The organism is Alloalcanivorax marinus (assembly GCF_016785095.1).
Lineage (GTDB): Bacteria > Pseudomonadota > Gammaproteobacteria > Pseudomonadales > Alcanivoracaceae > Alloalcanivorax > Alloalcanivorax marinus_A.
This window is the reverse complement of the sequence record NZ_JAEKJB010000009.1, coordinates 150885-162642: the sequence shown is the minus strand read 5'-3', so window position 1 is coordinate 162642 and position 11758 is coordinate 150885. Positions and strand designations below refer to the sequence as shown.

The following is an 11758-nucleotide window of genomic DNA, read 5'->3' as shown; positions in this document are numbered from 1 at the left end:
CACCATGAAATTGCCATTGCTAGCCCTGTGCGCCGCCGCGCTGGCCCTGGGGGGCTGCGGCACCCATGCGCGCACCGCCCAGGATGTCCGGCTGGAGCGCGATGCTACCTGGCTGGTGCTGCCGCTGGTGAACCGCACCAGCACGCCCCAGGCCGGGCTGCGTGCCCAGGCCATCACCGAGGCGGTGTTGGCCCGGCACGGTGCCGCGCGGGTGGAAAGCTATCGCGATGACAGTGGTGACGGCGTGTTGTTCGAAGCCAGCTCACCGGAAAGCCGCCAGGCCATGCGCGACTGGGTGGCGGCCCGCCAGGGGCGCTACGTGGTTTCCGGCGTGGTGCACGAATGGCGCTACAAAACCGGCGTGGACGGCGAGCCGGCGGTGGGCGTGATGCTGGAGATCCGTGACCCCGCCGGTCAGCTTCTTTACACCGGCACCGCCGCCCGCGCCGGCTGGGCCCGCCAGTCGCTGAGCGAAACCGGCCAGCGGGTGATCGACAAGCTGGTCGCGCCGGTGCTGGATTAATGGCGCGAGTGTTTCGCAAGTACCGCCTGGCCAGGCTGCTGTCGCCGGAACGCATCGGTCCCATGGCCTGGCTGGAAGCGCCGCTACTGGTGGTGGCGGCGGTGGGCATCGGTTTCCTGGTGCGCCCGGATGACCCGCTGATCTTCACCGGCGGCATTCGCTGGAGCATCGTGGTGGTGCTGGTGGTGGCGTTGCGTTATGGCTCGCTGATCGGCTCCACCGGCATGTTCACCCTGGTGGCATTGTGGTTCGTGTGCCAGGCCTTGGGGCTCTATCCGGGCATGCCATTCCCTGAACTCACTTTCCTGGGCGGTTACATCATTGTCCTGATCACCGGCGAATTCGCGGACATGTGGCGGGTGCGCCTGATGCGCGCCGAAAGCCAGGCCGCCTACGCCGAGGAGCGGCTGCGCAACCTGACCCAGCGGCATGTGCTGTTGCGTTTGTCCCATGATCGGCTGGAGGAGAACCTGCTGGTCAAACCCTACACCGTGCGCGATGCGCTGCTGCGCCTGCGCGACGTGGTGATGGACGAAAGCCATCATGAGGCGCTGCCCGGCGGCGAGGAACTGCTGAACCTGCTGGCCGAGTACTGTCAGCTCCAGCGCGGTGGCCTGTACCGGGTCAAGAATGGCCGGGCGGTGCCCGAGCCGGTGGCGTTGCTAGGCAACAACAGCCCGCTGGATCAAGGCGATCAGATGTTGCGTCACGCCCTGGACTATCGTCTGCTTACCCATGTCCAGACCGGCGAAACCATGGAGGGCTACAAGGGCCATTACTGGGTATGCGCTCCGGTCATGAACAGCGGCGGCGAGCTGATTGGCGTGGTGGTGGTGGAGCGCATGCCGTTCCTCTCCATCCACCATGAGAATCTGCAGTTGTTTGGCCTTTTGCTTAACTTCTACGCCGATGTGGTGCACCACGGGCCGGTGGTCGATGAGCTGTGTGACATCTGGCCGGACCTGCCGCCGGTGTTCGGGCGTGAGTTCGAGGCGCTGCGCCGGCTGGCGGAGGCGCGCAAGGTCGACACCACGGTGTTGCTGCTGAGCCCCGACGAGTCGGAGCAGGCGCGCCAGATCGTCAGCGCCTTGAATCGCCATCGGCGTGCGATGGATGGGTACTGGTGGGTGGACTGGGACGGTTACGTGCTGATGCTGTTGATGCCCACCACCGGGGTGTACGGGTTCGAGAGTTATCTGCGCCGCATCGAGCAATGGCTCAAGGAAGATTTCGGCATGGACACCCTGGCCCAGGCCGGCATCCAATACACGCACCGTTTCCTGGATGAGCGCCCGGTCAAGGAGCAGCTTCGCGATCTGTTGGGGGAGGCCCATGTTTGACGTGCGCCTGCTGATCTATGCTCTCCTGGTGGAGCTTGCGGCCATCGTCACCCTGTTGGCGGGGCAGGTCGGGTTGCCGTATTTCATGGCCTACCTGGCGATCCATGGCTTCGCCGCCACGCTCATGGCCACGGGCATCTGGTTGAGATTTCCGCGCAGCTTCCGCGATCCACCGCTGCTGTCGTGGCTGCTGGTATTCTCCGTCGCGTTCTTTGTCCCGGTGCTGGGCGTGGTCGGCCTGATCGGCGGTGTGTTGCTGGGGTACATACTGCCCGCCCCGCGTCAAAAAACGCCGTTCGTGGAGGTGCCGCCGCCGGCGTTCACTCCGGTGCAGGCGTCGTCGAGCGGTAATTTCCGGCAAGGGGATCTGAAGACCCTGTTACTGGCCTCGGACGCTCCCACGGAGGTGCGATTACAGGGCATGCTGACGGTGCGCAACATGCCCACCCGGGTCACCGGCGGTGTGCTGCGCGAAACCCTGGGCGATCGTGTCGACGATGTGCGCCTGCTCGCTTACGGCATCCTCGACCAGAAGGAAAAGGCGCTCACCGGACAGATCGATCGCGCTCTGACCCTGCTGGAGAGCGCCGGTCCGGCCCGCCATTACCGGTTGTATCGGAGTCTGGCCGAGCTGTACTGGGAACTGCATTTCCAGGATCTGGTACAGGGCGATATCCGTGAGCTGGCGTTACGGCGGGCCCTGGAATTCACGGATCAGGCGCTGGCGGAAAACGATGCCGACGGCGGCCTGTGGCTGTTGCGCGGGCGCATCATGATGAGCCACGAACGGCTCGACGAAGCCGGTGAGAGTTTTCAGCGTGCCCTGGATGTGGGGCTGTCGCCGTCCCGGGTCAATCCCTGGCTGGCGGAGCTGGCCCTGTGGCGGGGACAATACGTCAAGGTACGCGCCTTGATGACGGTCATCGCCCAGGAAACCCAGTTCAACAATCTGAGTCCCTCGGCTCGCTACTGGAGCCTTTCATGATTCTGCGCCAGGCTGACAGCGCCGACATCTGCCTGCTGCTCGAAGGCACCTTCCCCTATGTCAGCGGTGGTGTGTCGAGCTGGGTGAACCAGATTATCCAGGGCTTCCCCGAATACCGGTTCGCCTGTTGTTTCGTCGGTAGCAAGCCCGAGGACTACGGCGAGATGAAGTACCGGCTGCCGGACAACGTGGTGCACCTGGAAACCCATTACCTGTATGACCCCGCCGCCGTGCCGGAGAGCAGGCCGATGCGCGGTAACCGCGAAGCGTTCCGAAAACTGACGCGGTTTCATACCCTGGTCCGGGAGGGTGTGGTCAGCGAGGAGCGCAACCGGCTGTTCACGGAACTGGTCTCGCAATTGGGGGACAAGGGCGACCTGTCCGAGCGCGCCTTTCTGCACAGCCGCGAAAGCTGGGAGATGATCGCCGACCAATACCGTGGCCATTCCCGCGACCCGTCCTTCGTCGATTACTTCTGGACCGTGCGCATCATGCACGCGCCGATCTGGGTGCTGCATCGCATCGCCGAGAACCTGATTCCCGCCCGGCTCTATCACAGTGTCTCCACCGGCTACGCCGGTTTTCTCGGCGCCTTGCTCAAGCGCCGCACCGGCCGTCCGTTGCTGCTGTCCGAGCACGGTATCTACACCAAGGAACGCAGGATCGACCTGTTCCAGAGTGAATGGATCAGCGACAACCGGGGTCTGGTGGAGAAGAACCATACCGAGATGGCCTACTTCCGGGAGAAGTGGATCAATTTTTTTCAGGAGCTGGGGCGCGAGTGTTATCAGGCCTCCGACCGGATCGTCGCGCTGTACGACATTAACCGGCAACGCCAAATTCTGGACGGCGCGCCACCGGAACGCACCCGTAACATACCCAATGGCATTAATCTGGCCGCCATGGAGCCGGTGCGCGCGGCGCGCTCCGAGGACATTCCACCGGTGGCCTGCTTGATCGGTCGGGTGGTACCGATCAAGGACATCAAGACCTTCCTGCGCGCCATGCGAACCCTGGCCAACCGCCTGCCCGAGGCCCAGGGCTGGATCGCCGGCCCCGAGGACGAGGACCCGGAATACGCCGCCGAGTGCCGCGCACTGGTGTCCAGCCTGGGCCTGGAAAAGCATGTGCGCTTCCTGGGCTTTCAGAAAATCGCCGAGCTGCTGCCCAAGGTGGGCGTGGTGGTGCTCAGCTCGATCAGCGAGGCGTTGCCGCTGGTGTTGCTGGAAGGGTTCGCCGCCGGTGTACCGGCGGTTTCCACCGACGTGGGTTCCTGCCGCCAGTTGATCGAGGGCCTGGATGAGGAGGACCGTGCCCTGGGCCGGGCCGGCGAGGTGGTGCGCATCGCCAGCCCGGAGGCGCTGGGCAACGCGGTGGCCGATCTGCTCACCGATCCGGTCCGTTGGCACGCCGCCCAGCAGGCCGGTATCCGGCGCGTGGAGCGCTACTACACCCAGGAGATGATGTTCGACGCCTACCGGGGCCTGTACCAGGGGCTGCTCGCCGCCGGTGATGAAGACGCCGCCGCGCGGGGAGGGCGCTGATGGCGGGCATCGGCTTCGAACTGCGCAAACTGATGCGCCAGGACAGCCTGCTGGGCATGTTGCGTGCCTACGCCTATGCCGGCGTGATCGGCTCCGGGCCCTGGGTGTTGTCGATCCTGGGCATTCTGGCCACCGGGCTGCTGACCTTTTCGGTGGTGACGCCGGCGGCGGCGGTGACCCAGTTCCAGGTCACCATCACCTACATCATCGCTTTCAGCCTGATTCTCACCGGCACCCTGCAGCTGGCGTTCACCCGTTTCTGCGCCGATCGCCTGTTCGAGAAGCGCAACGACCTGATCCTGTCCAATTTCGGTGGCGTCACCCTGCTGGTCACGGTGGTCGGCGGGGTGCTGGCCACCATCGCCGTGCTGTGGCTGTTTCCGGAGCAGAGCGTACTGTTCCGGGTGGTGCTGGTGGCGGCTTTCGTGGTGGTCAGTAACATCTGGATCGCCACCATCTTTCTCTCGGGGATGAAGCAGTACCGGGCCATCGTGCTGCTCTACGCCCTGGGTTACGGGCTGACCGTGGGCACCGCCTTTCTGCTGCGCGGCTATGATCTGGAAGGGCTGCTGCTCGGGTTTCTGATCGGCCAGGTGGCGCTACTGGGTGGCATGCTGGTGCTGATCACCCGGGCTTTTCCATCCCGCCGCTCGGTATCGTTCGAGTTGTTCCAGCGCGGCTGGCTGTACCCGAGCCTGATGTTGGTGGGGTTGCTGTTCAACGCCGGGGTGTGGGCGGACAAGTTGATGTTCTGGTTCGACCCGGCCACCGGCAGCCCGGTGATCGGCCCGCTGCGCGCCTCGCTGATCTACGACATTCCGGTTTTCCTGGCCTACCTGTCGCTGATCCCGGGCATGGCGATCTTCCTGGTGCGCATGGAAACCGACTTCGTCGAGTACTACACCAACTTCTACGATGCGGTGCGCCAGGGGGGCTCGCTGTCGTACATCGAGGACATGCGCAACCGCATGGTGGCCACCATCCGCGTGGGGGTGTTCCAGATCATCAAGATCCAGGCCATTGCCGCTCTGCTGATCATGGTGGTGGCTCCGGACATCTTCGCCGCCCTGGGTATCTCTACTCTCTACCTTCCCTTGCTCAAGGTGCAGCTGGTGGCCGCCGGATTGCAGGTGGTGTTCCTGGCCATCATCAATGTGTTCTGCTATCTGGATCAGCGCGCCATTCTGGTGGTTCTTACCGGCCTGTTCCTGGTGCTCAACATCCTGTTCACCGGCATCAGCCTGATGCTCGGGCCGCAATTCTTCGGCTACGGCTTTCTGATGGCGCTGGCGGTGTGCGTGATTCTGGGGCTGTGGCTGGTGGAGCGCAGCATGGGGCGCCTGGAATACCAGACCTTCATGCTCCAGTAGGGCCGGCCTGACCCTCTATCGGGGACCTCGGCGAGACGTTTCTTCCGCTAAAGCGCGATGAACCAAAAAAAACGGCGCCCAGAGGGCGCCGATGAATCGTTTGGCTCGGGAGAGCTATCACGGAGCCGAAACTCCGCCGTCGACGGATGGGACTTCGTCGACGGAAATCAGTATGTCCGTGACCGGGTTCAAAGACATTAGCTGTACAGCCGTTCACAAACGCTCCGTTGGTCAATAAGTGTCCGTCCCTATATCGCTGGCCGGCGATGAGCATTTTTTCCCGGGATGCTGTTTTTTAACAAAGGCGTCGCCGAATCGGCGTCGCCATTGTGCTAATTTTGCCGGTCCGACTCTCGGTCTTTCCAAATAACCACAAAGGCGGTCAAAGGAATGCGATTACATCATTGTGGCGTGCTGCTGTTTCTGGCTTTGTCCCTGCTGGCCTGCGATCCGGCGCCGGAGGCCCCGGACCAGCAGGCCGCCCAGCCGGTACCCGACGCGCCGGCGGATCAGGCCGCCGACACCGCGCCGGCCCCGGACCCGCGCTGGCGTGATCATCTGGACAGCTGGCCCCATGGCGCGGTCAGCGCCCGGGCGCCCCTGGTGGTGCGTTTCACCCACCCGGTGGTGGATGAAAGCGGCCTCGACAAGCCCGTCGACGGTGTCGCCCGGCTGGCCCCGGAGCAGTCCTTCGAGGCGGTGTTCACCGCCCGCGACCGCCTGGAAATCCGTCCGCGCCAGGCGCTGCCCGCCGGCCAGACCCTGCAACTGACCCTGTTCGCCCAGGGACTCTCCGGAGTGGATGATGGCCTGCCGCCACTGCGCGCCGACGTCACCGTGATGACCCAGCACCTCAGTCTGCGCGTGGATGCCCTGGCACCGGAACCCGGTGACGAAAGCGCCATGCGCATGAGCGGCGCCCTGCGCACCCGGGACCAGGCCGACCCGGCGCAGGCGCAGTCGGTGCTGACCGCCCGCCAGGGCGACCGGACCCTGGACATCGCCTGGCAGCATGACGCCGCCAGCCTCAACCATGAATTCGTGATCTCCGGCATCCAGCGCAGCGATGGCGCGGCGCCGGTGATTTTGCGCTGGGATGGCGCGTCCCTGGACGTGGACGACAGCGGCGAACGAAGCTACCCGGTGCCCGCTCCCGGAGAATTCCGTGTCACCACCGCGCGTACCCTGAGCTACCCGGAACCACAGATCCTCGTGCAGTTCTCCGAGGCACTGATGGGCACCCAGAACAGCGCCGGCCTGGTCACCCTGAACGGCAAGGAGGCCCGGGTGCGCATCGACGGCAGCCGCCTGCGCGTTTACCCGGAGGACCGCGACGACCTGGGCGACGGTCGTTTCCGGTTGCGCATCGAGCCGGGCCTGCGCAGCGCCAGCCGCGCGCGGCTGGACAGCGCCTTCGAGCAGGAGCTGACGCTGACCGTGGCCAAGCCCGGCGTGCGTTTCGTCGGCGAGGGCGTGATTTTGCCCAATGGCGAGACTCTGAGCGTGCCGTTCGAGGCGGTGGCCGCCAAGGCGGTGAAGGTGCAGGCCTTCGAGGTGTTCGAGGACAACATCGCCGCCTACCTGCAAAACAATGAACTGGACGCCGCCTACCAGGACAGCCGCGCCGGCCGCTACCTGTGGCAGAAGACCCTGTCCCTGCCGCCCGGCACCGGGGATGACTGGCAGCGCTATCGGCTCGATCTGTCCGAGCTGATGGCCGGTCATCCCAACGGCCTGATCATGCTCACCCTCAAACTGGATGGCGAGACCATCGACTACCTGTGCCAGGGTGACGGCCCGCGGCGGGTGGCCGAGCTGCCGGACAGCTACGAGGGCCCTGGCCAGGCGGTCGACGACCAGGACCGGTTGAGCCGCTACTACCGCGACGCCGGTTATTTGAGATGGAGCGAGCGCGATGACCCCTGTTCCGATGCCTACTACCGCTACAATGATCGCGCCGAATCCAGTCGCGCCTTCCTGGCATCGAACCTGGGCCTGATCGCCAAGCAGGGCGAAAGCGACCGCCTTACGGTGATCGCCACTCATCTGGACGACAATACCCCGGCCACCAAGGTGAGGGTCACCGTGCACAACTACCAGCACCAGGTGCTGGCCAGTGGCACCACCAACAACAAGGGCGAGGTGACCCTGGCCCTGGATGGCGCGCCGTTCTATCTGGTGGCCCGGGACAACAAGGATCGCGGTTACCTGAAACTGGCCCGCAACCGGGCGCTGCCCACCAACCAGTTCAATACCGGTGGCGAGCGGGTTCGCGATGGTCTCAAGGGCTTTTTCTATGGCGAACGGGACGTTTGGCGGCCCGGTGACGATATCCACCTGACCTTCATCCTGGCGGACCCGCACAACCGCCTGCCGGACGACCACCCGGTAACCCTGGATTGGTTCGACCCGCGTGGCGACAAGGTGGCCAGCTACAGCAGCGCCGAGCCGGTGGGCCAGTTCCATGCCTTTACCCTGAGCACCAGCGAGGACGCGCCCACCGGCAACTGGCGGGCGGTGGCGCGGGTCGGCGAGCGTTATTTCGACACGCCGCTGCGGGTGGAAGCGATCAAGCCCAACCGCCTGAAGATCGAACTGGATGCGCCGGAGCCGCTTAAAGTCGGCGGCGATAACCCGGTCACCCTGCACGGCCAATGGCTCAATGGCGCCCGCGCCGGCGGCCTGAAAGCCGACGTCAAGGCGCGCCTGGTCAATGCCGGCGCTCCCTTCAAAGGCTATGACGGCTTCACCTTCACCGACCCGACCCGGAATCTCGGCGCGAACGACTTCACCGCCTTCGAGGGCACCCTGGACGCCGCCGGTGACGCCCGCTTCCCGCTGCAGGTGCCGGACATCACGCCGCCGGGCATGGCGGCGGCCCTGCTTACCAGCCGGGTGTTCGAGCAAAGCGGCGATTACAGCACCCAGGTGAAACGGCTGCCGGTGTCTCCATACGCGCACTGGGTGGGCCTCCGGGTGCCGAAAGGCAGCGGCTGGGGCGATTCCCTGGGCCGCGACCGGGACCATGAAATCGGCCTGCTGGCCCTGGATCGGGACGGCAAGCCCGAAGCCGGCCGTGACCTCACCCTGAGCCTCTACCGCATCGACTGGCGTTGGTGGTGGGACCGGGGTGGCCGCGACCTGACCCACTTCATCAGTGACCCGCATACCGAGAAACTGCGCGAGGAAAGCCTCGTCAGCGATGCCCAGGGCCGCGCCCAGTGGACGCTGGCCGGCGCCGACTACGAATGGGGCCGCTATCTGCTGCGGGTGTGCCAGCAAGATGGCCGCCACTGCGCCTCGCAAAGCGTTTACCTGGGCTGGAGCGGCGAGCGCAATGCCCAGGGCGATGCCGCCACCCGCCTGGCCCTGTCCAGCGACAAGGACCAGTACCAGGTGGGCGAGACCGCCCGGGTACGGGTGCCCGCCAGCGGCCAGGGCCGCCTGCTGGTGAGCCTGGAAACCGGTGACCGGGTGCTCGACCACTACTGGGTGGACGATACCGGCAAGGAGGGCGAAAGCCTGACCCTGGACATCCCGGTCACCGCCGAGATGGCGCCCAATGTCTATGTACATGTGGCGTTGCTGCAGCCCCATCGCGGCCGCGACAACGATCGGCCGATCCGTCTCTACGGCATCGCGCCGCTGATGGTGGAGGACCCGGCCACCCGGCTGGTCCCGGAGATCCGGGCGCCCGAGGAAGTGAAGCCGGACGCCACCCTGAAGGTGGCGGTGTCGGAGGCCAAGGGCAGGGCCATGACCTACACCCTGGCGGTGGTGGATGAGGGTCTGCTGGGCATCACCGCTTTCGCCACGCCGCGTCCCCATGACGCTTTCTACCAGCGCGAGGCCCTGGGCGTGCTCACCTGGGACCTGTTCGATCAGGTGGTGGGTGCCTACGGCGGCGAACTCGACCAATTGCTGGCGTTGGGTGGCTCCGACGCCCTCCAGGACGGCGAGGAGCAACGCCGCCGCCGGTTCCCGCCGGTGGTGCGCTTCGCCGGTCCGTTCCAGCTCAAGAAAGGCGAGACCCGCGAGCACGACATCGACCTGCCGCCCTACATGGGCCAGGTGCGGGTGATGGTGGTGGCCGGCAATGAGCGGGCCTACGGCCACGCCGAGCAGGATGTCACCGTGACCCAGCCGCTGACCCTGCTGTCGACGCTGCCCCGGGTGCTTGGCCCCGGCGAGACCCTGGATCTGCCGGTGACGGTGTTCGCCGCCAAGGACGGGCTCGGGAAGGTGGCGGTCAGCGCCGAGGCCCAGGCACCGCTGACCCTGACCCGGGACAGCGCCAGCCTGAACTTCACCGAAAGCGGTGACCAGGTGGCGGCGCTGTCCCTCAAGGCCGGCGACGCCACCGGTATCGCCGACGTGACGGTGCGCGCCCGGGCCGGCGACCACCGCGCCGAGGAAACCGTGCACTTGCCGGTGCGCAGCGCCAACCCGCCCACGGTGCGTGACAGCGGCAAGCTGTTGGAGCCCGGCGCCAGCTGGAGCCTGACGCACACCCCCCATGGCCTGCCGGGCACCAATGAAAGCCTGCTCACGGTGAGCAGCCTGCCGGACATGGGCCTGGAACGGCGCCTGGAATACCTGATCGAATACCCCCACGGCTGCATCGAGCAGACCGTGTCGGGGGTGCTGCCGCAGCTCTATCTGTCGCGGCTCACCACTCTCAGCGCGGAGCAGCAGGCCGCCGTGCAGGAAAACGTGGACGCGGCCATCCAGCGGCTGCGGCGCTTTCAGCGGGGTGGCGGTTTCAGCTACTGGCCCGGAGGCGACAGCGTCACCGACTGGGGCACCACCTACGCCGGCCACTTCCTGCTGGAAGCCCGGCGCCAGGGTTATGCGGTGCCCGCCGACATGCTCGATGCCTGGCGGGCCTACCAGAGCCGGGTAGGGCAGAGCCCCGGTCGTTTCCCCTGGCAGTGGGCGGCCCAGGCCTACCGCCTGTACACCCTGGCCCTGGCCGGTGAGCCGGAGGTGGGTGCCATGAATCGCCTGCGCGAGGCCTATCAGGCCCGTGCCGGCGAGCAGAGCCACGGCCAGGCCAGTTACCGCGCCGGTCGCTGGCTGCTGGCGGCGGCCTACCAGCAGATGGGGCTCACCGAGGTGGCCGGCGAATTGCTGGCCGCCGCCCGCGATGACGCCGGCGACTACCTCAGCCCCGGGCCCACCTACGGCTCACGGTTGCGTGACCAGGCCATCGCGTTGATGGTGCTGGACGCCCGTGGCGACAGCGAGGCCGCCTGGGAGCAGGCCCGTGTCATCGCCAGCCAGTTGGCATCCCGGAACTGGTACTCCACGCAGAGCACCGCCTGGGCGCTGATGGCCATGGCCCGCTTCGCCGGCAGTGCCGGCGGCCAGGGCTATGATTTCGCCTGGCGGCGCGACGACGGCGACTGGCAGGCCATCAGCAGCCAGTCACCGGTGTTCCGCCAGGCCCTGGCGTTGGGCGATCACAGCGCCGAGCTGGCGATTCGCAACGACAGCGAACGGCGCCTGTTCGTGTCGGTAAGCACCCGCGGCACGCCGGCCGCCGGCCAGGAACGGGCGGAGAGCCATGGCCTCAATCTGAGTGCCCGCTTCCGCACCCTGGATGGCCGCGAGCTGAACCCGGCATCCCTGGCCCAGGGCACCGACTTCCGCGCCACGGTGACGATCACCAACCACAGTGGTCAGCACCTGGACAACGTGGCGCTCACCCAGGTGATCCCGTCCGGCTGGCAGATCACCGACAGCCGGCTGGCCGGGGATGAGCAGGCCGAGCCGGTGGATTACCGGGACCAGCGCGACGACCGGGTGCTCAGCTACTTCTCGTTGCCCGCCGGCAAGAGCCGCACCTACCACCTGGGGCTCAACGCCACTTTCGCCGGCCGTTTCTATCTGCCCGGCTGGCAGGTGGAGGCCATGTACCGGGGGGATATCCGTGCCCGGGACCAGGGCCGCTGGGTGGAAGTAACCCGCCCGGCCGGCGCCGATTGAGGGACCGC

At 66.2% G+C, this 11758-nt stretch carries 6 protein-coding genes; all 6 read left to right on the top strand.

The window, feature by feature from the left end:
• The first annotated feature begins 4 nt into the window (after positions 1 to 4).
• The 6 genes from JF515_RS12480 (at position 5) to JF515_RS12455 (ending at position 11750) form a co-directional block, all read left to right on the top strand.
• Positions 5 to 523 (top strand): hypothetical protein, encoded by a 519-nt coding sequence (locus tag JF515_RS12480; protein ID WP_203104766.1) that lies wholly within the window; start codon positions 5 to 7, stop codon positions 521 to 523.
• Positions 523 to 1863 (top strand): PelD GGDEF domain-containing protein, encoded by a 1341-nt coding sequence (locus tag JF515_RS12475; RefSeq protein WP_203104765.1) that lies wholly within the window; start codon positions 523 to 525, stop codon positions 1861 to 1863. The genes JF515_RS12480 and JF515_RS12475 overlap by 1 nt, the downstream gene beginning before the upstream one ends.
• A complete protein-coding gene (locus JF515_RS12470) occupies positions 1856 to 2848 on the top strand; it encodes a tetratricopeptide repeat protein (RefSeq protein WP_203104764.1) in 993 nt (330 codons plus the stop codon). Before JF515_RS12475 ends, JF515_RS12470 begins: the two co-directional genes overlap by 8 nt.
• A complete protein-coding gene (pelF, locus tag JF515_RS12465; protein WP_203104763.1) occupies positions 2845 to 4392 on the top strand; it encodes a GT4 family glycosyltransferase PelF in 1548 nt (515 codons plus the stop codon). Before JF515_RS12470 ends, pelF begins: the two co-directional genes overlap by 4 nt.
• Positions 4392 to 5762, top strand: a complete 1371-nt coding sequence (gene pelG, locus JF515_RS12460; protein ID WP_203104762.1) for an exopolysaccharide Pel transporter PelG — start codon at positions 4392 to 4394, stop codon at positions 5760 to 5762. The genes pelF and pelG overlap by 1 nt, the downstream gene beginning before the upstream one ends.
• Positions 5763 to 6152: 390 nt before the next feature.
• A complete protein-coding gene (locus tag JF515_RS12455) occupies positions 6153 to 11750 on the top strand; it encodes an alpha-2-macroglobulin family protein (protein WP_203104761.1) in 5598 nt (1865 codons plus the stop codon).
• Positions 11751 to 11758 lie beyond the last annotated feature (8 nt).